Origin of the sequence: Termitidicoccus mucosus, assembly GCF_038725785.1 — a bacterium.
GTDB lineage: Bacteria > Verrucomicrobiota > Verrucomicrobiia > Opitutales > Opitutaceae > Termitidicoccus > Termitidicoccus mucosus.
This window is the reverse complement of the sequence record NZ_CP109796.1, coordinates 4,484,284-4,507,723: the sequence shown is the minus strand read 5'-3', so window position 1 is coordinate 4,507,723 and position 23,440 is coordinate 4,484,284. Positions and strand designations below refer to the sequence as shown.

26 protein-coding genes are annotated in these 23,440 nt (G+C 63.5%); 19 read left to right on the top strand and 7 right to left on the bottom strand.

The features are described from left to right. Nucleotides 1-162: 162 nt before the first annotated feature. Complete coding sequence (locus tag OH491_RS15665) at nucleotides 163-1,167, bottom strand: IS110 family transposase (protein ID WP_342750578.1); 1,005 nt, start codon at nucleotides 1,165-1,167, stop codon at nucleotides 163-165. 145 nt (nucleotides 1,168-1,312) lie between these two features. On the opposite strand from OH491_RS15665, the gene OH491_RS15660 reads away from it, so the two are divergent. Then, nucleotides 1,313-1,582: a hypothetical protein gene (locus OH491_RS15660; RefSeq protein ID WP_145928819.1), complete on the top strand. Its 270-nt coding sequence runs from the start codon at nucleotides 1,313-1,315 to the stop codon at nucleotides 1,580-1,582. Nucleotides 1,583-1,589: 7 nt separating this feature from the next. Continuing rightward, entirely contained in the window at nucleotides 1,590-1,793 is a 204-nt protein-coding gene (locus OH491_RS15655) for a hypothetical protein (RefSeq protein WP_145928820.1), read from the top strand. Nucleotides 1,794-1,884: 91 nt separating this feature from the next. Here OH491_RS15655 and OH491_RS15650 read toward each other — a convergent pair whose 3' ends face one another. Then, nucleotides 1,885-2,352: a group II intron maturase-specific domain-containing protein gene (locus tag OH491_RS15650; RefSeq protein WP_334319356.1), complete on the bottom strand. Its 468-nt coding sequence runs from the start codon at nucleotides 2,350-2,352 to the stop codon at nucleotides 1,885-1,887. Further along, nucleotides 2,288-3,292 (bottom strand): group II intron reverse transcriptase/maturase, encoded by a 1,005-nt coding sequence (gene ltrA / locus OH491_RS15645; protein WP_334319357.1) that lies wholly within the window; start codon nucleotides 3,290-3,292, stop codon nucleotides 2,288-2,290. The genes OH491_RS15650 and ltrA overlap by 65 nt, the downstream gene beginning before the upstream one ends. Nucleotides 3,293-3,760: 468 nt before the next feature. On the opposite strand from ltrA, the gene OH491_RS15640 reads away from it, so the two are divergent. The 4 genes from OH491_RS15640 to OH491_RS15625 all read left to right on the top strand — a co-directional run bounded on the left by OH491_RS15640 (nucleotide 3,761) and on the right by OH491_RS15625 (nucleotide 6,146). Beyond that, nucleotides 3,761-4,513: an SDR family NAD(P)-dependent oxidoreductase gene (locus OH491_RS15640; protein ID WP_068770616.1), complete on the top strand. Its 753-nt coding sequence runs from the start codon at nucleotides 3,761-3,763 to the stop codon at nucleotides 4,511-4,513. Between the two features lie 404 nt (nucleotides 4,514-4,917). After that, the gene (locus OH491_RS15635) at nucleotides 4,918-5,439 is read left to right on the top strand and encodes a VOC family protein (protein WP_334319358.1); all 522 of its coding nucleotides are present in this window, start codon (nucleotides 4,918-4,920) and stop codon (nucleotides 5,437-5,439) included. 54 nt (nucleotides 5,440-5,493) lie between these two features. Then, nucleotides 5,494-5,760 (top strand): helix-hairpin-helix domain-containing protein, encoded by a 267-nt coding sequence (locus OH491_RS15630; protein ID WP_334319359.1) that lies wholly within the window; start codon nucleotides 5,494-5,496, stop codon nucleotides 5,758-5,760. A 185-nt stretch (nucleotides 5,761-5,945) separates the two neighbouring features. Continuing rightward, nucleotides 5,946-6,146 carry a hypothetical protein gene (locus OH491_RS15625; protein ID WP_334319360.1) on the top strand — a complete coding sequence of 67 codons (201 nt, stop codon included), beginning with the start codon at nucleotides 5,946-5,948 and terminating at the stop codon, nucleotides 6,144-6,146. Between the two features lie 281 nt (nucleotides 6,147-6,427). Here the strand turns inward: OH491_RS15625 and hpf are convergent, their stop codons facing one another. Then, complete coding sequence (gene hpf, locus OH491_RS15620; RefSeq protein WP_068770618.1) at nucleotides 6,428-6,817, bottom strand: ribosome hibernation-promoting factor, HPF/YfiA family; 390 nt, start codon at nucleotides 6,815-6,817, stop codon at nucleotides 6,428-6,430. A 206-nt stretch (nucleotides 6,818-7,023) separates the two neighbouring features. Between hpf and OH491_RS15615 the strand changes: the two genes are divergently transcribed. The 9 genes from OH491_RS15615 (at nucleotide 7,024) to OH491_RS15575 (ending at nucleotide 15,595) form a co-directional block, all read left to right on the top strand. Beyond that, nucleotides 7,024-7,938 carry an EamA family transporter gene (locus OH491_RS15615; RefSeq protein WP_068770619.1) on the top strand — a complete coding sequence of 305 codons (915 nt, stop codon included), beginning with the start codon at nucleotides 7,024-7,026 and terminating at the stop codon, nucleotides 7,936-7,938. Nucleotides 7,939-8,005: 67 nt separating this feature from the next. Then, complete coding sequence (locus tag OH491_RS15610) at nucleotides 8,006-8,467, top strand: S4 domain-containing protein (protein WP_084442232.1); 462 nt, start codon at nucleotides 8,006-8,008, stop codon at nucleotides 8,465-8,467. A gap of 253 nt (nucleotides 8,468-8,720) precedes the next feature. Further along, on the top strand, nucleotides 8,721-9,524 hold the full coding sequence (gene proC / locus OH491_RS15605) for a pyrroline-5-carboxylate reductase (RefSeq protein ID WP_068770620.1): 804 nt from the start codon (nucleotides 8,721-8,723) through the stop codon (nucleotides 9,522-9,524). Between the two features lie 228 nt (nucleotides 9,525-9,752). Continuing rightward, a complete protein-coding gene (locus tag OH491_RS15600) occupies nucleotides 9,753-10,742 on the top strand; it encodes an MBL fold metallo-hydrolase RNA specificity domain-containing protein (RefSeq protein ID WP_068770621.1) in 990 nt (329 codons plus the stop codon). 94 nt (nucleotides 10,743-10,836) lie between these two features. Continuing rightward, entirely contained in the window at nucleotides 10,837-11,616 is a 780-nt protein-coding gene (locus tag OH491_RS15595; RefSeq protein WP_084442233.1) for a DUF3108 domain-containing protein, read from the top strand. A 147-nt stretch (nucleotides 11,617-11,763) separates the two neighbouring features. Further along, nucleotides 11,764-12,459 (top strand): 7-carboxy-7-deazaguanine synthase QueE, encoded by a 696-nt coding sequence (locus OH491_RS15590; RefSeq protein ID WP_068770623.1) that lies wholly within the window; start codon nucleotides 11,764-11,766, stop codon nucleotides 12,457-12,459. Continuing rightward, a complete protein-coding gene (locus OH491_RS15585) occupies nucleotides 12,437-13,096 on the top strand; it encodes an exopolysaccharide biosynthesis protein (RefSeq protein ID WP_068770624.1) in 660 nt (219 codons plus the stop codon). The genes OH491_RS15590 and OH491_RS15585 overlap by 23 nt, the downstream gene beginning before the upstream one ends. A gap of 238 nt (nucleotides 13,097-13,334) precedes the next feature. After that, entirely contained in the window at nucleotides 13,335-14,183 is an 849-nt protein-coding gene (locus OH491_RS15580; RefSeq protein WP_084442235.1) for a sugar phosphate isomerase/epimerase family protein, read from the top strand. Between the two features lie 215 nt (nucleotides 14,184-14,398). Then, entirely contained in the window at nucleotides 14,399-15,595 is a 1,197-nt protein-coding gene (locus OH491_RS15575; RefSeq protein ID WP_068770625.1) for an aminotransferase class I/II-fold pyridoxal phosphate-dependent enzyme, read from the top strand. A 56-nt stretch (nucleotides 15,596-15,651) separates the two neighbouring features. Here the strand turns inward: OH491_RS15575 and OH491_RS15570 are convergent, their stop codons facing one another. From OH491_RS15570 to hisA, 3 genes are all read right to left on the bottom strand, one after another. After that, a complete protein-coding gene (locus tag OH491_RS15570) occupies nucleotides 15,652-17,046 on the bottom strand; it encodes a TonB family protein (protein ID WP_068770626.1) in 1,395 nt (464 codons plus the stop codon). A gap of 311 nt (nucleotides 17,047-17,357) precedes the next feature. Further along, a complete protein-coding gene (locus OH491_RS15565; protein ID WP_068771132.1) occupies nucleotides 17,358-19,085 on the bottom strand; it encodes a mucoidy inhibitor MuiA family protein in 1,728 nt (575 codons plus the stop codon). Nucleotides 19,086-19,381: 296 nt separating this feature from the next. After that, on the bottom strand, nucleotides 19,382-20,110 hold the full coding sequence (gene hisA / locus OH491_RS15560; protein WP_068770627.1) for a 1-(5-phosphoribosyl)-5-[(5-phosphoribosylamino)methylideneamino]imidazole-4-carboxamide isomerase: 729 nt from the start codon (nucleotides 20,108-20,110) through the stop codon (nucleotides 19,382-19,384). Nucleotides 20,111-20,164: 54 nt separating this feature from the next. On the opposite strand from hisA, the gene OH491_RS15555 reads away from it, so the two are divergent. From OH491_RS15555 to OH491_RS15540, 4 genes are all read left to right on the top strand, one after another. Next, nucleotides 20,165-20,401: a hypothetical protein gene (locus tag OH491_RS15555; RefSeq protein WP_068770628.1), complete on the top strand. Its 237-nt coding sequence runs from the start codon at nucleotides 20,165-20,167 to the stop codon at nucleotides 20,399-20,401. 143 nt (nucleotides 20,402-20,544) lie between these two features. Then, nucleotides 20,545-21,021 (top strand): PTS sugar transporter subunit IIA, encoded by a 477-nt coding sequence (locus OH491_RS15550; protein WP_068770629.1) that lies wholly within the window; start codon nucleotides 20,545-20,547, stop codon nucleotides 21,019-21,021. Between the two features lie 217 nt (nucleotides 21,022-21,238). Then, complete coding sequence (locus tag OH491_RS15545; RefSeq protein ID WP_068770630.1) at nucleotides 21,239-22,213, top strand: magnesium transporter CorA family protein; 975 nt, start codon at nucleotides 21,239-21,241, stop codon at nucleotides 22,211-22,213. 163 nt (nucleotides 22,214-22,376) lie between these two features. Next, nucleotides 22,377-23,348, top strand: a complete 972-nt coding sequence (locus OH491_RS15540; protein ID WP_068770631.1) for a magnesium transporter CorA family protein — start codon at nucleotides 22,377-22,379, stop codon at nucleotides 23,346-23,348. The last annotated feature ends 92 nt before the right edge of the window (nucleotides 23,349-23,440 follow it).

Sequence of the window (23,440 nt, the reverse complement as noted above, 5' to 3'; positions counted from 1 at the left end):
GCCAAACGGCGGTTCTCAAAGAACATCCCTGCCGCCCGCGCCCGCCCTCAGGCCGCCCTGGTCATCGCCGGCCAGTCCGCCGTCTGCAACATCGCCCAGGCAAAGCCGGCCATCTCCCGGGCCAGCGCGACGGTCACCTTTGGCTTCATCACCCGCGCCGGCTCAGGTGCCGGCGCGTTTGTGCAGCCTGACCTGGATCTTCCACGACAGTTCCCGCCGTGCCGCCGGCTGCCCTTCCTGCCGTTTGGACAGCTGCGCGGATACTTTGGGCGGCAGCCAGGCGTGCTGCACCGTCTCGATCAATATCCATCGGGCGTGCGCGTTGCCCGCCTTGGTGATCGAGCCGAGCCTGCGGCTCTCCGGTGCTCTCCTCCTGGGCACCAGCCCGAGGAACGCCATCAGTTCGCGTGGATGCGCGAACCTCCTCACGTCTCCCAACTCCGCCACCAGCACCGCCGCGGCCACCAGTTGGAAGCCCCGGATCGTCATGAGCGCCTCCACCGCCGGATACAGCCGCCACAACGGCGCCTGCAAGCCCAGCAACTGCTCGAGCCGCGACACCCGCTCCTCGCACTGGGTGACCGCCAGCAGATACTCCTCCAGCACCGCCTTCAATGAGGGCGCCGGCAGCTCCAGCTCCCGCAGGTAGCGGCGGTGCGCCTCGCTCCAGTTGGCCTTGCCCGAGTAACGGTAGCCGTGTCGCAACAGGAACGACTTGAGCCGCTGTCGCGCGCGCGTCAGGTCCCGCACCGCATCCGCCCGGGCTCGCGTGAGATCCCGGATGGCCTCATCCACCGCCTCCGGCACGTGCACCGCGGTCAGCTCCCCGGCCCGGTGCAACCGGGCCAGCATCTGTGCGTCGCGCCGGTCGGTCTTGCGGCGGTTGCCCTTGTCCACCGGCGTCCTCGACGGCGCCACCACCACGCAGTCGATGCCCAACTGCCGCAGCCGCCGGTAGAGCACGTAGCCAGTCGGCCCCGCCTCGTAGGCCACGTGCAGCTCCCCGCCGTCGGCTCCGACCTTCCTCAACGCACGCTCCACCGCGTGCAGGTCGCTGCTGACCTGTCCGTAGAGGCGAACCTCGCCCTCGCGGCCGCCGTCGGCCACCGCGATCATGATCGTATCCTTGTGGACATCCAGGCCCACATAGTGTTGTGTTTTTTTCATGCGCTTGTCCTCGTTTCCAGGTTGTTATGGTTTGTCCTTCAGCCTTGTGGCCCGGCCCGCTCCTCACGGGCAACCCACGCCTAGGGGACAAGCGCCTTCTTTCACTGCCTGCGCTCATCCGCAGCTATAATGTCTAGGCAAAAATATGAGCACAGAAAAAGAATCACAAATAACCATGTGGATTTTGACCATTGCAGCCGGCTTTGGTCTAATCTGCCTGATCCTAAAAGAGGCCACAGACTCATTCGAAGAGGTCACCCAAACCGCAGGTGCAGGAACCGCGGCTGCGGGCATCCTTTCGTTGCTGACCTGTGGATTCCTTAAAGAAGGATCATGGTATAGTCCAAAGGTTCATTTTCTCGTTATTTGTGTTTTGATGTCGATTGTTTCGCTCAAGACGAAATTTGCACTCTAACACTTCCATGAAGAAAATTAACCCGCTCACGATAGATCAAACTGCTAATTTAGGCTTAGATGAAGATGGGAATCTTTATTGGAAGAATCAGCAGATTAAAACCAAACAAAGGGTGGAGTTATCGACTGCGGTCAGTCTAGCTGTGATTGCCACTGCATTAGCCACCATTACACAAGCCGTATGCGCAGTATTGATTTTACTACAGAAATGAGCCTAATCGGGTCCCCGTGGCCGACTGAGTTAACTCAATCGGCCACAGGTCCCACACCACCGGGCGTGCCGCTCGGCACCGGGCGGTTCCGTCAGGAGGGAACGCCGTCGTCCCCGTAATGCATGGCGATCCATTTCGCCCTCATGTCCGGCACCCCTTGTTCGTGCAGATACGCGTTATTCAGCGCGGCTTGCACGATACTGTTGCTGCTCATCCGCCAGTATCCCTTGCGGCTGCGAGTCGCCAGCTTCACTTGCTTCGGGTTCGCTCCGAGTTTGATCAGATTACGTCGCCTGGTCCTCGGCTGTTTCCATTGTTTCCAATAATACAGCCGCACCCGTCTTCGCATCCAATCCTCCAGCGCCAGTACTTCCTTGTAGGTATTGCTGATCCCGAAGTAGCCCAGCCAGCCGATCACATAACGCCTGAGCTCCCCGATCACCTTGTCCACGGCCACTCCCCGCTTGCGCGAGGTGATCGCCTTGAGGCGTTGTTTAAACCGCAGACAGGCCTTCTCGGTCCAGACGACGTTTCCCCGTGCCGTTATCTTGAAGCTCAAAAAACGAGCATTCTTTTAACAACGCGATTTTACACTTCGCCGGGTTGACCGCCAACTTCAGACGCCCTTCCACATAGCGCACCAGACCGGCCATTACCCGCTGCGCCGCCCTCGCACTCTTCACCATTATGATAAAGTCGTCGGCGTAACGCGCGAACCGGTGTCCGCGCTTTTCCAACTCTTTATCCAAGGGATCGAGCACGATATTGGCGAGCAACGGTGACAAGGGACCGCCTTGGGGCACGCCTTGCGGCGTTTCCTCCACGCGGCCGTCCGGCAGCACGACTCCTGCTTTCAGGTAACGGTGGATCAGGGCGAGAACACGGGCGTCCTTTACCTTTTGACGCAGGCCGTCCATCAACCGGTCATGGTTGACCGTATCGAAGAAAGACTTGAGGTCGCAATCCACCGCGTGGCGGCGTCTGTCTTTCCACGCTGCCTGCACCTGCCGCACCGCCTGATGGGCGTTGCGTCCGGGCCGGAAGCCGTGGCTGTTTTCGCTAAACCCCGGGTCAAACAGGGGGCTTAGCACTTGCGCCACCGCTTGCTGGATCAGCCGATCCAACACGGTGGGCACCCCGAGCGGGCGCTCGGTCCCGTCGGGCTTGGGGATAAACGTCCGACGCACCGGCATCGGACGATAGCTGCCCGCGATCAGCGCCTGCCGGAGGCTCTCGGTGTGTTCGCGCAGGATCGCCGGGAAGGCTTCGATGGTGATGCCATCAACTCCCGGTGCTCCTTGGTTGCGGCGCACTCGTTGCCACGCCGCATTGAGGTTTTCCGGAGCAAGGATTTGCTCCATCATGTTTCGCTCCGTCCCCTTCGCCGACTCCGCGCCCGGGCGCTTGGACTCCGACTTCCGCCGGTCGGCGGTGTTGTCGTCGGCTTCCATCCCGTTCGCGGACAGGGGACTCCTTTCGGTTTGGTCCTTCGTGTTCATCAAGGTTTCCGGTATTCCCAGTTTAAACGGGCGACTGAACGCCCCCGGCTTGTCCTCGCACTACTATGACTTCTGCTGACTTCCCGCCAGCGTTTCCGCCCGCGGGATCTCCCCAGGTAAGAACGCGTTGCTTCCCTGCGCAAACGTCGGATTTACCGTCAGGGCATGACCCTGCGACTTCGCTGTGTGGTGCCAGCTCGTCGTCTCCCTGCCGGCCTTTTATCCGCTTCTTGTTCATCGTCTCGCAGGTTTCCCCCAGCCTTCCTCCCCCCGAAAGATTACTCTTTCGAAGTTGGCTTCGGGTAGTGGTTTCTGTTATGGTTTTATTCATGTCAGGTCTTCCCACAGTGGACTTTCACCTCATTTACAACGCGCCCATGCTGGGCGCACACAAGGCGGCACAGACAACTCCGGGGCTTCGCCCCTCCGTGTCTGACCTGCGACGGCAGAATATGAAACCCAATAACTATGAATACGAATAAACTTACCGGGAAAGTTGCTCTGGTCACAGGCGGCTCGCGCGGACTTGGCACCGCCATCGCTAACGCTCTCGCAGATGAAGGAGCAGATATCGCCATTACCTATATTGCCTCGGCAGAGAAAGCCGGGCTTGTTGTGCGAGCATTGGAGGCCAAGGGAGTGCGGGCTGCGGCGTTCAAATCCGATCAAGGCGATCCCACTCAAGCGGCTCCACTGATCCAAGCGGTTGTCAGCCGGTTTGGAAGACTTGACATTCTCGTGAATAATGCCGCCGTTGCCTATCAGGGAAAGACTATCGACGACCCCAATATTGACAATGATATGATGGACCGACAGTGGGCGGTCAATGTCCACGGCGTCATCGCCAACATTCGTGCCGCCGCGAAGGTCTTGCCTGAAGGTGGACGCATTATTACGATAAGTTCCGGAGTTGCCGTGCGGGCGGGCTTTGCGGGCACAGCCGATTATGCCGGCACGAAAGCCGCCGTCACTGGATATTCCAAGGGTGCAGCACGGGATCTTGCACCCAGAAAAATAACCGTCAACGTGGTCGCGGCAGGATTGATGAATACGGATATGGCTGCCGAAGCAGATGTGGCCGAAATGCTTTTCTCCACATTGGCCATTCAGCGGTTTGCAGCTCTTGAGGAAGTTGCAGCTGGAGTGGTTTTTCTTGCGAGTCCTGCCGCATCTTATGTCACTGGTGCGGTGCTGAATGTTGAAGGTGGATATAGCGCATGAGCAAAAAGAGCCGAACAAGGCGCTGCGCGCCACGGGCAGCCGTGGGTGAGCTTGAACGTTGATCTAACTGCGAATATACAAGCCAAAAACAAAGCCTGTCCCCCGATTTTCGCTTGGGATTTGTGTTTATATAAACTGCCGTCGTTCGGAGGCACAGGACAGGGGTCGGTCGATTATAGGATAAACGCGTGCGTGGATTGGGTGGCGTGATCCCGGTTGAACCGTGATCGTGCTGATCTTCGCGGGTTGGTTACCGACAGTGCTTGGTGCGTCTTGCCCGCATGCCCTGGGCTCGTGCGTAGCGGGCGGATCGCTCCGGCGACCGCGATGGTATCTTGGTGGACATTCAGGCCCGCATAGTGTTCTCTCTTCTGCGTGCGCTTGTTCCATCCCGCAAATAAACCATGACGATCTTACCTTACCGACTGTTGTTCTCTGCAGCTCTCGCAGCTTTTTGCTTTAACGGATCAATGGCCGGGGCTCCGATGGAACCTCGGATAAGTGTCATCACCTTGGGTGTTGCCGATCTCCATCGATCCTTTCGTTTCTATAAGGACGGGCTTGGTTTTCCCACCAAGATGACGCCGGACGGCGGGATTGTCCTGTTTGCGACCACGGGAACGCGAATGTTTCTATATTCTTACGCTGAACTCGCGAAGGACGCCGGAATGAGCCCGGCGCTTCCACAGGATGCAAGCCGGCGCTTCACCGGAATAACGTTCGGTCACTGTGTCCGGAGGAGAGAGCTGGTGGATGCAGTCTTGAAGCAGGCCGAGGACGCCGGAGGACGGATCGTCAAACCGGCAAAGGAGGCATCGTGGGGAGGCTACAGTGGTTATTTTGCCGATCCGGATGGTTACTTGTGGGAGGTCGCCTACTCGGTCCACTGGAAATTCAATGCGGATGGGAGTGTGGTTGTCGAATAAAGAGGGGGCAGAGGCCAACCCGGTCGAGAGAACAACTCCGGGCAGCGGTGTCTCTTGAAAGATCCACTCATGGCGTTTTCATCAAATGAGAAAGAACTGCTGCGGACCGTAAAGGGCGTGGGGCCAAAGGTCATCGCACGGCTTGAAGAACTGGGTTTTTCCGGTTTTGAGGAGCTTGCGGAAGCCGATGCCAGGGATATCACAAAGGCGATCTCAGAGGAGCTTGGCGCCTCCTGCTGGCGGAACAGCCCGATGGCAAGAGCCGCGATAGAAGGAGCAATCCGATTGGCCCAAGAAAAATCAGAGGGAAAAGGGAGCTAATTCTACTTTGTTAACCACGGAGAGCACGGAGACGCAAAACAGGGTGAATATTCAGTTTTTTCTCCGTGGTTCTCCGTGGTTAAAAATCAAATTAACGGTTCGTCGCTATTTTCGATGCCTAAAAAAGCATAGTTTTCACACAAAGGCGCAAAGGACGGAGAAATTATGAATAAATTTTTATTTTTATGAATTTCAATAAATTGATGATTTCAGCAGAATGCCCTTTTGTTGTCTTTCTTTGCGCCTCTGTGCCTTTGTGTGAAGAACAGCCATTCAAAATAACGAGGAACCAAATTAACGAAGTAGAACTAACGCCATTTACCAATGGAAATCAGATTGCTGGAGGGACGACCCCAGAAGCCCATTGTGATAGTGTTTTCATTTAACAGTGGCGCGGCAGCGCCGGTAGGGCGAAGCCTCCGGCTGAGCCGCGGCTCGGCGGGGACGCCTCGCCCTACCTTTTTGAGAGAAAATATTATATCATAACCGGCATGACCCAAAAGCCATGCGCCGCAAAAACTCCTCTTTGCGGCGCAGGCATGGGAATCTTTTTGCGTCGGAAGGCATGATCGCGGTTTCCGAACTTACGTTCGCATAAAAAAGCCGGGCCCATGGGAGGGTCCGGCTCGCGTTGTTTTTGGGCTAAATTCGGGCTATCCCGTCACGGTCAACAGGCGACCTTGGGCAGATCAACCGGGAGTTCCACGGCGCGCGGATGCAGGCGTTTTTTCTTGTAGGCCGTGGCCCGCACACGGAGAAGCCGGTCGAGCTTCTGCGTCATGAGGTCAATGGCCTTGTAGGCGTCCTCGTCGGTGATCGAGACGATCATGTCGGGGCCGCCAATCTCAATATGCCCTTTCGCGATGAAGCGAGGCTTGCCTTTGTGGAGCTTGTCATGCTCCAGATCCACACGGATGCGGACGATCCTTTCCTGATGCCGGAAGAGCTTTTCGCACTTGCTCTCCACGGCGTTTTTGAGGGCCTCTGTCAGTTCTAGGTGAATCCCGCGGACAATCAGGCGGTCCGCGGCCGATGAGGGGATGGTTTGATTTTTCATCGTACGGAGGATACGTCCGCCAATGTGACGGTAATGTTCCGCTTGGCGAACTTTATTACCGAAAAAAGGACGGAAAATTTTTGAACGCGCCGGACGGCCCAAAATGGAGTTGGCGGGGACCGCCGCAGTGCCAGTATGCGGCGCACGATGCACATGCGTGTCACAAGGTCGCGGGGGACAGATGACCGGCCGGGGGCGGGCGGGTCATGACGCCGGCGGCATTGGGCTTGTTGCTGGTGGCCGCGATGTTGCACGCGACGTGGAACTATTGGGCCAAGCGGGCCGGGGGCGGCCTGCCGTTCGTGTTTCTGACCGGGCTGGTCATCTGCGCGGCCTATGTGCCGGCGGTGGCGGTTTACTGGTTTTTGAAGCGGCCCGGGCTGCCGTGGGCCGGGGCGGCGGGGGTGATGTTTGTGAGCGGGGCGCTGAAAACGGGCTACTCGCTGTATTTGCAGCGCGGATACCGCGCGGGGGACTTTTCGCTCATCTACCCGCTGGCGCGCGGCACGGGGCCGCTGTTGTCCACGCTGGCCGCCGTCGCGCTGCTGGGGGAGCGTCCGCCGCCGGCGGCGCTGGCGGGTGGGCTGGTGATCATCGCGGGCATTTTCTGGCTGACCGGCGGGACGCGGTGGCTGGGGCGCGGGAGAGCGGCGGCGGGTGCCTCTGCCGGCGGGGAAGAGGCGGCCCGCATGCGCGGGCTGGCGGCGCGCTACGGGGTGATGTCGGGGGTGTTCATCGCGTCCTACACGTTGTGGGACCGGCATGCGGTGGCGGGGTGGCTGCTTCCGCCGTTGTTGTATGACGCGGGCACGTCGTTCACCCAGGTGGCGCTGTTGACGCCGTTCGCGTGGCGGCGGCGCGCGGAAGTGGCGCGGGAATGGCGCGAGCACCGGTTGAACGCGTTTTGCGTGGGGCTGTTTTCACCCGCGAGCTACGTGCTGGTGCTGACGGCCATGACGTTCACGCCGGTGAGCTATGTGGCCCCGGCGCGCGAGGTGAGCATCATCATCGGGGCGTTTTTCGGCGCGAAGCTGCTCAACGAGGCCGATGCGCGCCGGCGCATCGTGGCGGCGGCGGTGATGGCGGCGGGAATCGCCCTGCTGGTGGGCGGCTCGCGGTGAGGTGCGCCTGCCGGGGTCTTTCCTCCTTCTCCCGGCGAGCCTTTCATCCGAGGAAAGGGAAAGAAGCATGGAGCGCAGCGCGGGCTTGAGAAACGCCAGCCGCGCCGCAGACTCGGCGGATGTGCCTTCCAGCGAAAACGAAACCCCGCCCGCGCAAGCCGACCGCATCGACAAGTGGTTGTGGGCGGTGCGCGTTTTCAAGACGCGCGGCCTCGCTGCCGACGCGTGCCGGTCGGGCTGGGTGCGGGTGGACGAGCACGCGGTGAAACCCGCCCGCGAAGTCCGCGCCGGCGAGGGCGTGACGGTGCGGCAGGGACTGGTGACGCGGACGTTGCGCGTGGTCGCGATACCGCGCAGCCGCGTGGGCGCAAAGCTGGTCCCGGAGTATTGCGAGGAGCTGACGCCCCCGGGGGAATTTGAGCAGGCGCGCGAGCATCGCGTGCAACAAGTCCTCGCCCGCGCCCCCGGCGCCGGCCGCCCCACCAAGCGCGACCGCAGGGCGCTGGACAGGTTTCTCGGGCGCGAATAGGCCGCCAATACGCGGCAGCGACTGGGAGCGCCGGCTTCCACGTCGGCCTTGGCGGCGCGAAGCGCCGCCGCACGGGCGGGACGCCCGTGCCACTCGACCCGGCGATGCTGCGCATCGTCTGCCGGCTGGAAGCCGGCGCTCCCAGTCGCTGCCGCGTTTCCCATGCGTCGTATCGCCTCCGCGCCGGGAGCGCGCACCCGCTGGTTTGACTTCGCCGCGCGCATGTGGCCGGATTGACCCTTCCAACATCACCATGAACAAAATCGCCTTCATCGGCGCGGGCCGCATGGCCTCGGCCATCGTCAACGGACTGCTCGCCAGCGGCGCGCGCACTGCCTCGCAGATCGCCTGCCTCGGCGGCGACGACAACACCGCCGCCAACCTCGCCTCGCGCACCGGCATCACCGCCGCCCCCGGCCTGGCCGCGCTCCTCGACGGGGCCGACACCATCGTCCTCGCCTGCAAACCCCAGCAACTCGCCTCGCTCGATCCGCGCCTCGCCGACCTCGCCGCCGGAAAACTCGTCCTCTCCATCCTTGCCGGCAAACGTCTCGACCGCCTCGCCCAAACCTTTCCCCGCGCCCGCAACATCGTCCGCGCCATGCCCAATACGCCCGGCCAGATCGGCGCGGGCATCACCGCCTGGGCCGCGCGCGCGCCGCTTTCCGATGCCGACCGCGCCATCATTGACGCCGTCCTCGGCGCGTTGGGCCGGGTCGTGACGGTGGGGGAGCCGCAGCTCGACGCCGTCACCGCGCTCAGCGGCAGCGGACCGGGCTACATTTTCGAATTTGCCGCCGCCCTCCGCGATGCCGGGGAGGCCGCCGGGCTTCCGCGCGAAACCGCGCGCCAGCTCGCCGTCGAGACGCTGCTCGGCTCCGCGCGCCTCCTCGCCGCCAGCGAATCCGAGGCCGAGGCACTGCGCGATCAGGTCACCTCGCCCAACGGCACCACCTACGCCGGCCTCCAGCGCATGGGGTCCGGCAACTTCCGCCGCCTCATCAAGGAAACCGTCCTCGCCGCCAAGCACCGCTCCGAGGAGCTGTCCAAGGATTGAACACGGGGCAACGCCCTTCCGTCCCGTCCCCCCATTGTTCTCGTTCTCTTTTCTTTTTCCTGCGCGTTTCGAGAACGAGTAATACCAATGACCAATGAACTTTGACTTTTGGTGGAGGACCGGGCTCCCGCGGGGCCGCCGCGGCTGATCGCACCGTTTTTCAGCGACGGCCCCGCGGGAGCCCGGCCCTCCAAAAATGATATAAGAACACGCGCCCGATTTTTGCCCATGCCTTGGGAAATCCAGTTCCACCGCAAAGGACTCCACCTCCCGCAAATCGGCTGGTGGCTCGATGCGACGCGGCCCGTTGACCGCGCCTTCGTTTCGCACGCGCATTTCGACCACTTCGCCGCGCACCGCGAAATCATCTGCACGCCCGGCACCGCGAAACTCATGCGCGCGCGGCTGCGCGGCCGCCGCGTCGAGCACGCGCTTCCCTTCGGCCACGCCGAGCAACTCGACCCCGAGACCACGATCACGCTCCTCCCCGCCGGCCACATCCACGGCTCCGCGCAATGCCTCCTCGAGCACGCCCGCCACGGCACGCTCCTCTACACCGGCGACTTCAAGCTCCGTCCCGGCCGCTCCGCCGAGCCCTGCGCCGCCCCGCGCGCGGACACGCTCGTCATGGAAACCACCTTCGGCAAACCGCAATACGCGTTTCCCCCGGCCGGCGAGATCCTCGCCGGCATCGTCGCCTTCTGCCGCGACACGCTTGCCGCCGGCGCCACCCCCGTGCTCTTCGGCTACAGCCTGGGCAAGAGCCAGGAAATCCTCGCCTGCCTCGCCGAGGCCGAGCTGCCCGTGATGCTGCACGCCGAGACCTTCCGCCTCACGCAGGTTTACGAAAAACTCGGCCTCGTCTTCCCGGCGCATCGGCGGTTCGACGAGCGCGAATCCGCGGGCCACGTCGTCATCTGCCCGCCGCAATGGGGCGAGTCCTCCTTTCTCCAAAAAATCCCCGCGCGCCGCACCGCCGTGGTCAGCGGCTGGGCGATGGATCGCGCCACGCTCTACCGCTACCGCTGCGACGCCGCCTTCCCGCTCTCCGACCATGCCGGCTATGACGATCTCCTCCGCTACGTGGAGCTGGTGCAGCCGCGCCTGGTTTACACGGTGCACGGCTTTGCCACCGAGTTTGCCCGCGACCTTCGCGCGCGCGGCATCGAGGCTTGGGCCTTGGGCCAGGAAAACCAGCTCGATTTGACGCTGGCATAATGCTGTTTCATAATTAATTGCGAGATTCGTCGTGTAAATTTCGCACCTTTCCGCATCCCCTTGGTCAAACGCCCGGCGCCAACTCTTACCCACCATGCGAAACCTAGCCCTGTCCGGCATGTTCCTTTTGCTTGTTTCCCCCGGCCTCCGCTCCGGCACCGTCGCGCTCGCCGACGGCGAATCCCTGAAATACCGCGTGAGCTGGGGCATTCTTTCCCATGCCGGCGAAATCAGCGTCACGGCCCGCGCCGAGGAACTCGCCGGCCTGCCGCAGCTTCGCGTGTCCACCCTCACCGCCACCACGGGCGTGGCGCGCAAGCTCTACAAATTCGAGGCCAGGGGCGAGTGCCTTTACGACGGCGCCGACGGGCGCATCCTCGCCGCCATCACCAATTCCATCGCTCGCAAAAAGAAAAGCCACGCCATGGCGGTGTTTGACTACGGCACGGGCACGATGGATTACCGGGATTACGTCCGGCCCGAAAAAAGCGGCACGCATGCCATTCCCGAAGGCAGCGTGACCGACCTCATCACCTGCCTCGTGCAAACCCGCTCGTGGGACATGAAAACCGGCGACCGCCGGCCCGCCACGGTGATGTTTGACGACGATTTCTACGACCTCACCATCGTGGCCGGCGACATCGAGAAAGTGGACACACCGTGGGGCGAGGTGGACGCGATGGTGCTCGCGCCCATCATGGAGAAGGAGCCGAAGGGCATGTTCAAACGCGGCGGCAAGGTGCGCGTCTGGATTTCGCAGGACGAGCGCCGTCTGCCCGTGAAGCTGGAGATCTCGATGAAGGTCGGCACCGGCACCGCGCATCTGACCGATTACACGCCGCCTGCCGCCGGGCTCGTGGCCGCGTCGAAATAATTCCGGCGAAGATCTTGCGGGGGCCGGCCTTGCGTCGGCCCGCTCGTCTTATTTTGCCGATCTCGCCTCCTATTCGCACGCCGCAAAGACGGCGCTTGCGCGGCGCGGCATGCGGCGGTGTTGTAAAAGGCTTCAACTTTTCCACGCGTGTTGATTTCCGAGATATTTTATTCGTTGCAAGGCGAGGGCGAGCTGACGGGGGTGCCGTCGGTATTCGTGCGCACCTCGGGCTGCAACCTGCGCTGCAACTGGTGCGACACGCCTTACGCGTCGTGGGAGCCGGAGGGGCGCGCGATGGAGACCGGGGAAATCATGGCGGAAATCAACCGCCACGCGGCGGCGCGGCACGTGGTGCTCACCGGCGGCGAACCGCTGGTGGCGAAGGACATCCGCGTGCTCGCGGCGGCGGTGCGCGCGACGGGTCGGCACATCACCATCGAGACGGCGGCGACCATCGCGCCGGACGGCATCGCATGCGATCTCGCCTCGCTGAGCCCGAAGCTGCGCAACTCGGCCCCCGACACGCGGTTGCCGGAATCGTGGCGGGAAAGGCACAAGGCGGCGCGCTGGCGGCCCGACGTGGTGCGGGCATGGATGGCGCACTGCGCGTATCAATTCAAATTTGTCGTGAGCGCGCCCGCCGACATCGAGGAACTGGAGGCGATGCTGCGCGAGGCCGGCGGGGACATTCTGCCGTCGAAAGTGCTGCTCATGCCCGAGGGGACGACCATGGAGGCGCTGCGGGCGCGGGCCGGCTGGGTCGGCGAAATCTGCAAGGCCCGCGGCTATCGCTATGCGCACCGTCTGCACATCGAGCTTTATGGGAACAAACGCGGCACCTGACAACCCGGCACCGTCGTCGTCCGCGCAAGCTTCCGCGCGCCCCCGCCTCTCCGGCGAGCTGGCGCGGCTGCGGGCGCTGTTTCAGGAGCGGCCGGTGCGATTGCGCGAGATCATCGCGGCGCTGCACCAGCGGGCCTGGCTGCTGTTGATCCTGCTGTGCGCGCTGCCGTTTTGCGTGCCGCTGCCCGTGCCGGGGGTATCCACGCCGTTCGGCCTCGCGGCGGCGCTGGTCGCGCTGGCGCTGGCGCGCGGACGCGAGCCGAAGCTCTCCGACAAGACGCTCGACCGGAAGCTGCCGGCGGGGTTTTTCGGCAAGCTGATCGGCTTCACCGGCGGCCTGGTGCGCTGGCTGGAAAAATGGCAACGCCCGCGCCTGACATTCGTGATGGATTCGCCGATGCTCATGCGGCTGCACGGGGCGGGGCTGCTGGCATCGGCGCTGGTGCTCATGCTGCCGCTGCCGATTCCCTTTTCGAACACGCTTCCCGCCATCGGGGTGTTGCTGGTGGCGAGCGGGCTGCTGGAACGCGACGGACTCTGCGTGCTCGCCGGGCATGCGACGTTTCTGGCGAGCGTGCTGTATCTGACGCTCTGGGGCCGCGCGGCGGTGGGGCTGGTGCATTACATATGGGGCTGAGCCCGCCGCCCTTGTTTGAGGAGCGCGCCGCCGGATGTGTTTACCGTTCCCGCGCCCGGAATCTTTCCTCTTTCTCTTTATTTTTTCTCTTTCTCCCTCCCAAAACATCCGCGGGAAGAAAGAGGAAAGAACAAGGCGGAAACCCGCTGGGACACTGGGGATGATAAAAATCCGCCCCGCGAACTGCGGGCATGACCGGGGTTGACCGCGCCGCCCCGCCCGCGCCAACATTGCATCCATGATACAACTCGGTGTCCGCGCCCACGACTTCGGAAAACTCCAGCTCGACGACCTTGCCCGCCGCGTGGCGGGGCACGGACTTTGCGCCGTGCAATTCGCCGCGCCCAAATCCATCCCCGGCTTCGACGCCGACGCGGGCCGCCTCAGCCCCGGCCTCGCCGTCCACGCGCGCGAGGCGCTCCGCGCGCAAGGCGTCTCCATCGCCGTGCTCGGCTGCTACATCAACCTCGGCACGCCCGACGAGGCCGACGCCGCGCTCCAGATGCGCCGCTTCAAGGACTACCTGCGCCACGCGCGCGACTTCGGCTGCGGCATCGTCGCGACCGAGACCGGCTCGGTGAACGCCGACTTCTCCTTCCACCCCGACAACCAGGGCGAGGAGGCCTACCAGCGCGTGCTCCGCCGCGTGCGCGAACTCGTCGCCACGGCGGAGCGCTTCGGCGCGTGCGTGTGCGTCGAGGCGGTATCCACGTTCGTGATACACTCGCCCGCGCGCGTCCGCCGCCTGCTCGACGACGTCGGCTCGGACAACCTCCAGGTGATCTTCGACCCGGTGAACCTGCTGAACGCGGGCAACCACCGGCGGCAGGATGCGCTCATCGAGGAGTCGTTCGCGCTTTTCGCCGACCGCATGGCGGTGTTCCACGCGAAGGACTTTGTCATCACGCCCGAGGGCCAGTACCGGCAGGTCGCCGCCGGCACCGAAGGCGGCCTGCTGAACTACCCGCTGTTTTTCAGGCTCGCCAAAAAACACAAGCCCTACGCGCAAATCCTCCTCGAGGACACCCATCCCGCCACGCTCGGGCGCACCATCGCCTTCGCGCGCGAGGCCTGGGGGAAAGTTTAAGTCGGTTTCTCGCCATTTTCGACGGCCACCGCAGCGGCTTCTTGCCACGGATAAACTTTTCGATGGAGGGCCGAGCTCCCGCGGGGCCGTCGCGGCTAAACGCCATGTTTTTCGGCGACGGCCTCGCGGGAGCTCGGCCCTCCATCAGATAACCCGACGCCGGCGAAGCCGCGCTTGCAAACGTATCCGCGCCGCGCCACGTTTCACCGCCTTCCATGGCGCTCCCGTTTTTTTTCAAAGGCAAGAACCAGATCCTCAACCGCTGCCGCGATGATTCCGTGACCGGCATGCGGCTGAAATACGCGCCCTACTACCGGGTCATCGACGCCCAGCAAGGCCCGCGCATCACCGTCGGCGGACGCGACATGATCATGCTCGCGAGCAACGATTACCTCGGCCTCTCCTTCCACCCGCGCGTCATCGAGGCCGGCCGCGACGCCATGCTCAAGTGGGGCGCGAGCCCGACCGGCGCCCGCTCGGCCAACGGCTCGCGCGCCTACCACGTCGAGCTGGAGGAGCGCCTCGCCGCGTTTCTCGGACGCGAGGCCTGCCACGTCCACTCCGCCGGTTACCTGTCGTGCGTCGCGAGCGTCGCCACCTTCGCGCAGAAAGGCGACGTCATCCTCGCCGACAAAAACATCCACTCCAGCCTGTGGGACGGCATCCGCCTCTCGCTCGCGACCTGCGAGCGCTTCTCGCACAACAATGCCGCCGACCTGCGCGACATCGCCGCCTCGCTCTCCCCCGCCGCGCCGAAAATGCTCGTCGTCGAGGGCGTTTATTCGATGGAAGGCCATATCGCGAAACTGCCCGAAATCATCGGCGTCGCGAAGGAGCATCATTGTTTCAACGTGCTCGACGACGCGCACGGCTTCGGCGTCCTCGGCCGGCAAGGCCGCGGCACCCTCGACCACTTCGGCCTCAACGGCGACGTGGACATCCTCTGCGGCTCGCTCTCGAAATCGCTCGGCAGCACGGGCGGCTTCGTCGCCGCCTCGCGCGACGTGATCGAATACATGCGCACCCATTCGAAGCAGACGATCTTCAGCGCCTCGCTCAGCCCGTCGCAGGCCGCGTGCGCGCTCGCCGCGCTCGACCTCATGCAGACCGAGCCGCGGCATCAGGAACGCCTTTGGGCCAGCACCCGCCGTTATCGCGACATGCTCCACGGCCTCGGCCTCGACACCTGGGGCAGCGAGACGCCCGCGACCCCGATCGTGCTCGGGAGCAAGGAGCGCGTGTATCGTTTCTGGCAGGCGCTGCTGGAAAAAGGCGTGTTCACCGTCATGGCGATCGCCCCGGCCGTGCCGCCGGGCAAGGACCTCATCCGCACGGCGATTTCCGCGATGCACACCGACGAGCAACTCGACCGCATCGCCGACGCGATGGCATATGCGGTGAAAAAACTCTGAGCGCCGTTTCCTGGGTAAAATTACCCTTTGGGAGGGACGTCCGCCGCGCACGCGTCTCAAAGCCGGAGCGGGATGCGCACCCGGACGCTGGCGGGCTCGCCGCCGCGCGTCGGGGGATCGAACACCCAGCATGACACCGCCGTGGCCGCCGCCCAGCCGAATTCCTCGTTGCTCGCATTCACGATGCGCGGCAGGCACGCGCGCCCGTCGGGCGCGATGACAAACTCGATTTCCGCCGTGTGCTTTTCACCCGATTCCCTGAGCCCTTCCGACACCACGGGCAACTGCCGCCAGATCGGGCGCAGTTTGCGGTCAAGTCCGCGCGCGCCCTCGATTTTCCCGCCCGCATTCACGATGCGGATAACCCGCGTCTCGGATGATTCCGCATCGGGATCGGCGGGCGGCGTGGCGGCGGGCTGGCGAAACTTGTGCGTCCATATCATCGGCGCCGTGACACCCACGCCGGATTTTTTTGCCGGGAGAAATTTGCTCGCCCGGATCGCCGCCTCCAGCGCGCGCCCGAAAGCGGGCTCGCTTGCGTTCGTGACCCGCACGTCGAAAAGCGTGCCGAGCGAGCCAAGCGTGAACTCCACCGTCGCCTCGCCCCCGCGCCCCGCCACCGCCGCGTCGTGGGGAAAAACGGGAGAAATCCCGACCGTGCACTCGGGCGCCCGCTCGCAAACCTGCTCAAGCCGTTGTCCTTCCGCCAGGTTTACGCGGATGTCGCTGAGGCGGTTGCGGGTCGCTTCGCTGAGGCCGTCCATGGCGGAAAACGAGACGGAGGTGGCGACCTTGTCCGTGACCGCCAGGTCGCCCTGCCGTGCGGGCTCGAATTTCCAGCGCCTGAACGCCTCCAGCGCGGGCATGACAAACTCCGCCTGCGTGGCCTCGAGTATCCTTACATCGGATACGCTGCCATCGATCCCGACCAGCAGTTCAACCTGCACCCGGCCCGAGACGACGCCCCGCCCCGCCAATGCCAGCGGAAATTCCGCCTCGACCTGCGAAAGCACCTTGCACGGCGTCTTCTTCAAGGGCCGCGGCATGGATGCCGGCGGCGGGAGGAGGCCGGGCTTTTTCGGCTCGGGCAGCTTGAAGAGCAGCGTGATGCCGACGCCCATCGCCACGGGCTTGTCGTCGGCGACCGCCGGTTTGAATTTCCACTGTTCCACCGATGCGATGGCGGCGGCCTCGAAACGCGGATCAGTGGATTTCGTCGTGCGCACGTTGCCCGGGACGCCGTGCTCATCGACAACAAGGGAAACCTGCACGCGCCCCTCAATATTTTCCGCCTTCAACCCGGGCGGATAAACGGGCGCGGTCCAATCGGTGACCACCGGCGGGCCATACAAGCCGGCGCCCTCATCGGAAGCTTGTGCATAAGCTGGAAGGCCGGAAAAAAATGCGAGCGCCAAACCCAGTGGGATTTTTTCGAAAAGGCGGGGTTTCATAGGCGGGCCGATTCTGGCAGAGGGGGGAGTGGAGTCAAAGGGAAGGTTCTGATACCAATTCCGGTTCGTCGCTGCTTTGAATGGCTGTTTTTCACGGCGAGGATGCCAAATCGAGTCACAAAGCGCTTCTTCCGGTAGGGCGAGGCGTCCCGCCGAGCCGTGCCTACCCCACGGCTCGGCGGGACGCCTCGCCCTACCGGAAGATAAATCCCGCCCGAAACCGGCATCACTTGGCTTGGCATCCTTGCCGTGGAAAACAACCATTCAAAACAGCGACAAACCGATTTTTGAGGATGCGCCCCGGAGGCCCGTCAATCCAAGCCAGTGATCTGCAAGTCGCCCGGATACTCGACGTTGTATTTATAGGTGATCTCGCGCGTCTCGCCCGGCTTCAGATCGAGACGCCAGACGAGCTTGTTCTCCTCCTCGAGCGTGACCTCGCGGCCGGGTTTTTCCGGCGTGCCGACCTCCTTCGACGAGGGCGCGAGGAGATTGACGACGATCTTCTCGTTGCGCGAGAGCGGTAGTGCTTCCTTGAATACGACGCGCTCGGCGGTCTTCTTGTTGTTCGTGATGGTGACGAGGAACTCGCAGGTCACGCGGCGGCCCTTGCCGGTGAGCCCGGTGTTTTCCGTGAAACGGTTCACGACGCGGCGCTTGACCGCCACGCCCTCGTCGGCGCCGAGCGAGAGCTCGAATTTTTCCGTGGGCATCACGGTCTTCAGGCTGGCGGTCGCGACAAACGCGTCGTCGAGAAAAATGTTGGCGGCGCCGGCGAGCAGCGGAAATTCGGTGCCGTTGGTCACGTAGGCGCTGAGGAACGCCGTCTCCTGCATCGCGGGCACGGCCTGGTATTGGAGCTTCGCCGGGAGAGTGGCGGTCGTGATGCTGACTTTTTGCGGGGAATTGTCGCTGGGGATGGACGTGGCCGCGGCGATCCTGAACGACGCGCTCGTCGCCGCGGTGTCCACGGTTGCGGCGGCGAGGGTCGCATCCACCTCGGCAACCTCGGCGGGCATCGGAGCGGCTACCGCTTCGGCAACTTTGAAGGTCTGCATCTTATCCATGGCCATTCCTCTGATGCGCCCTTCCGCCATTTCCGCCTGCATGGGCATCACTGGCCGCGGCACATAAACATCCAAAAACCGCGGCGGCAATTCGGGCGCGGCGCCGCCGAGCGCGGGGCGGGCGGTGGAGAGCGTGAGGGCGATGTCGTTCCAGTCCTCGCCGGTGCCCTGGCGCACGACGCCGAAGTAGGAGAGCTCGACGGCGCGATCCTCGGCGCGCAGGCGCGCGTCGTAGGCGGGCGTCCAGCCCGCGCCGGGCACGGTGTAGGCGAGCTTGAGGTCGAGCGAGCCGGCCTGCGCGGCGGCCACGCGCACGGTCACGGTCTTGTAGCTGCGGGTCTGCGCGCGCGCGCCGTGGAGGATCTCGTTGAGCTGCGACCGCAGGGCGTTGAGTTTTTTATTGGCGTCATCGCGCTCGCGGTCGAGCGACTGGCGCTCGGTGGCGAGCCTGGCGCGATTCTCCAGCGAAAAGGCCAGCAGTTTCTGCAAGTCGTCGATGACGGGGCGCGCGGTCGCGTCCTTGCCGGGCGGCGCGGCCACGGCGTTCTCGATTTTTTCGACGAGCGCGGCCTGCTGGTTGAGGATGCCGGCGCGGTCGTCGAGCGCGCGGATGGCTTGCTCGACGGCGGTGATCTCGTCCTGGAGCGCCTTCACGCGCGGCTGGTCCACCTCGGCGTTGTCGGCGGTGTAGATGACGCGCGTGCTCACGTCGAGGATGGTGGCGGACGCGGTGCCGCGGCCCGAGACTTGCACCGAGGCGTCGATGAGCGCGGCGGGGAGCTTTTCGAGGACGATCTCGGATTGCCCGGCGGGCAGTTCCACGCGGACGGCGCGGGTGACGATGGCGCGATCCGTGTAAACGGTCGCGGCGGTGATTTGCGAGGGCATGGGAGACGGATTTTTCATGGTGGCAAACAAGGATGCCGGCGCGGCGAGCGACAGGCAGAGTGCGAGGATGCGGGTTTTGTTCATGGCGGGAATGATTGCGGAATGAGTTGAAAAACTGACACCGATTTCCAACGAAGGAAACGCAGCAATCTTACAAAAATTCCCGCGGAGGTTGTCAGCCAGGCGTCATGGAGTTGTCAGGAAAATGTCATGCCCCTGATCGCCCCCGCCTTCCGAATGCCTCGGGAACGAATATGTTGCCCACGGAATACACGGAAGGGATTTATACCTTTTTCGAATGAGACTTATCCTTTTGGAGGGACGGCGGCCGTCCCTCCAAAAAGACAGGTGGCGACAAAAACAAACGCCGACGGGCGCGCTCAGGCCGCCGCGTCGCGCAGCGCCTGCGGGAGATCGACGCGTTTCTCGTAGATGGCCTTGCCGATGATGACGCCGTCGAGGTTGGCGTGCTGCTTGGCGAGCGCGGCGAGCGCGCCCACATCGGCCTGCCGCGACACGCCTCCGGAGGCGATCACGCGGCATTTCACGGCCTTCAACATCGCCGTCTGCGCCGGGAGGTTCGGCCCGGTGAGCATGCCGTCGGTGCTGATGTCGGTGTAAATCAACGTGCCCACACCGAGCCCGCTCATGCGCGCGGCAAACTCCAGCGCGCCGAGCCCGGTCGTGTCCACCCAGCCCTTGACGGCGACCTTGCCGTCCTTCGCGTCGATGCCGACGGCGATCTTTTCGCCGAACTCAGCCACCAGCCCGCGCACAAAGTCCTCGCTCTCCGCCGCGCGCGTGCCGACGACCACGCGGGAGACGCCGAGCCCGAGCGCGCGCTCCACCGCCTCGCGCGAACGCATGCCGCCGCCGAGCTGCACACGCAGCCCGAGCGCGGCGATGGCGCGCACGGCGGCGAGATTCTGCGATTCGCCGCTGAACGCCCCGTCGAGATCCACCACGTGCACCCAGGCGGAGCCCGCGGCCTTGAAAAGCGCCGCCACCTCGGCGGGGTTGTCGAAATAAACGGTCTCCTGGTCGGCGCGGCCCTGCGTGAGGCGCACGCAACGCCCGCCCTTGATATCGATGGCTGGATAAATCGTCATGGAAGAAAATCACGCGGCCAAAGCCTGCCGGAGGCAAAGAAAAATTCCCGCGCCATGCAGGGGCTTCGCTCGTATTCATCTGGCGGGGGCGACACGAAGACGCGCCAGCCCGTGACGCAGGCATCCTGCCTGCCGTCCTTGGGTTGCGGCGCGAAGCGCGGCTTTTATTTTCTGGAAAAGAAAGGAAAAGCCAGCGCGTTGCGCGCAGCCTTTTTCGACGGCAGGCAAGGATGCCCGCGCTACGAGCTATGCCGCGCCGCCGGCGCCACGACCATGGGAAAAACCTTGTGAAACAGGCGCCGGTTTCCACGTCCGAGCCCTTGCGGCTGTAAACTTGTTTCCAAGCCTGCAAAAAAACATCGCCTTCCTCAATTCCTCCCTTGCAAAACTTGGTTTGCGGGGGCTCTCTCGTCAGACTGAATTTGCGTCAACCCATGACCGGCCGTCTTACCAAGCTACTTGATCCCGCGTGCATCACGCTCTCCATCCAGAGCGGAAAGCGCACGACTGCGATAAACGAGGTCGCCCGCCTCCTCGACGGCCACCCCAGCGTCAGTAATTTCCAAGGCTTCTATAACGAGCTTCTCGCGCGCGAGCGCCTCGACACCACCTGCCTCGGCAACGAGATCGCCATCCCCCACGCGCGCACCGAGCATGTGCAGAGCATTGTCCTCGCCATCGGCCGCAGCCAGAGCGGCGTGCACTTCGAGAACTGCAACCAGACCGTGCGGCTCATGTTTGTGCTGGGCACGCCGAAGTCCAACCCCGGCGCCTACCTCGCGATCGTCAGCTCGCTCTGCAAGCTCATCAAGGACGCCGCCGTGCGCGAAGCGCTCCTGGGCGCCGCCACGCCGGAGGAGTTCGCGCAAATCCTGACCGCCGCCGAGGAAAAGATCCTCGCCCCGGCCTGAGCGGTAGCCCCTCTCCCCTGCTCTTTCCTCTTTATTCTTTCTCTTTCCTCTTTCTCCCGGGTTCGCGTTTGGTCGGGAGAAAGAGGAAAGAGAAAGAATAAAGAGGAAAGAAATCGGACGAAAGGCGGGGATGGCGTCCTCCCTCCGGCCGCGGGCTGTTTGATCCGCTCACCGGCCTTGCCTCTGTGCGGGCGAGTCGCCACGCTCGGCCTTCGCCATGATCCAGTCCTTCATCTTCAGCGACGGCCGGCTCGTAGGGAGCAACCTCGAAACCGAGGCGCTCCGCCTCGTCCGCGCCGACAAGGGACTCGTCCTCTGGGTCGATCTCCACGACCCCACCGTCGACGAGATCAAGGCCATCCTTGAAAACGTCTTCCAGTTCCACCCCCTCGAAATCGAGGACTGCGCCACGCCCAGCTCGCTGCCGAAAGTCGAGGATTACGACGACCACCTCTTCATCGTCGCGCACGGCGTGGACTCCACCCGCACCGAAGGCTTCAACACCACCGAGATCAATCTCTTCCTCGGCAAGGATTTCGTCGTTTCCTTCCATCGCGCCGCCTCGCGCTCCATCCAGTCCGTCATCGAACGCTGCACCCGCCCCGGCGGCACCGGCAACGCCCGCGGCCCCGACCGCATCGCCCACCTGATCCTCGACTCGCTGGTGGACCATTTCAAACCCGTCACCGACGAACTCCGCACCGAACTCGACGAGATCGAGGACGAGGTGCTCGAGCGCGACCCCGAAAACGAACTCGTCTCCAAGCTCCTCGAAGTCCGCTCCGAGATCAACCTCCTCCGCCAGATTATCCGCCCCCTGCGCGATGTCGTGAACCGCCTGGCCCACGGCGACAACAAAAACATCCGCACCATCATGCTGCCCTACTTCCGCGACCTGCGCGACAACCTCATCCGCGTGGACGAGACCGCCGCCAACTACGCCGACCAGCTTCTCATCTCCTTCGACCTTTACCTCAGCAAATCCGACTTTCAGGCCAACGAAGGCATCAAGGCCCTCACCGCCCTCACCGCGCTTTCCCTGCCCGCCACGCTCATCGGCACCTGGTATGGCATGAACTTCGACAGCATGCCCGAGCTTCACTCCCCGCTCGGCTATCCCATCGCCGCCGCCGTCACCATCGCCCTCACCGCCGCCATCTGGTTCTGGTGCAAACGCCGCCGCTGGATCTAGGCGCGCGCTCCGCGCGCGAAGTGGCAAGTGACAAGTCGCAAGTAACAAGAAGAAACAGCCAAAAACAAAAAGACTCGAAAACAAAGAAAAACACCGGCGCGGCGTCATCCACACTTCAACTTAAACTTTCAGCTTCAACCGGCGGCGAAGCCGCCCTCTTCCCATGATTTCCACCCTCGTCTATCGCGACAACCGCCTCTCCGCGCAGAATCCCGCGGTCGAGACCCTTGCGGTCCTGCGCGACGAGCCGGGCGTCATGCTCTGGGTCGATCTCATCGCGCCCTCCGCCGAGGAAATCCAGCAGGTCCTCGCCCACGCCTTCCAGTTCCACCCGCTCGCCATCGAGGACTGCGTGAGCGACGCGCCTTTCCCGAAGATCGAGCCCTATGGCGACTACGTCCACCTCGTCATGCACGCCGTCGATTACACCCAAGTCGATTCGTTCATGACCATCGAGCTCGATTTTTTCCTGGGGAAAAACTTCCTCGTCACCTACCACCGCCAGCCCCTGCGCGTCACCGAGACCGTGCGCGAACGCCTTCTGCGCACGCCCAGCCTCATGGTGCGCGGGCCCGACCGCTTCGCCCATACCATCCTCGACCTCATGGTCGAGGGCTACAAACCCGCGCTCGAATTCCTCCGCGAGCAAATCGAGGAAGTCGCCGAGCACGTCCTGCATCACGGTTCCGCCGACGAGCTTTTTCCGGCCATTGTCGCCGTGCGCAAACAACTCGCCCGGCTCCGCCAGATCGTGCGTCCGCAGCGCGCCGTGGTCGCCGAGCTCGCCCAAGGCAAAAGCAAACTCATCCGCAAGGTCATCCTGCCCTATCTCCGCGATCTGGAGGAGGAACTCGGCCGCATCGAGGCGCAGGCCGCGTCGTGGGCCGACCAGCTCATCATCACCTTCCGTCTTTTCATCAACAAATCCAGCCACGAGGCCAACGCCGGCATCCGCGTGATGACCGCCATCACCGCGCTGACGATTCCCTCGCTGCTCATCGGCGGCTGGCTGGGCATGAATTTTGAAAACATGCCCGAGTTTGGCATTCCCTACGGTTATCCGATCACCTTTGCGCTCACCCTGGCCAGCACCGGCGCCATCCTGCTCTTCATGCGCCGGAAAAAATGGCTGTGAGCTTCACCGGCATGGCCGGGCGCATTTCAGCTTTCGAGCGGCCATGCGGTAGCGCCTCCGTGTAGCGCGGGCATCCCTGCCTGCCGTCGTTG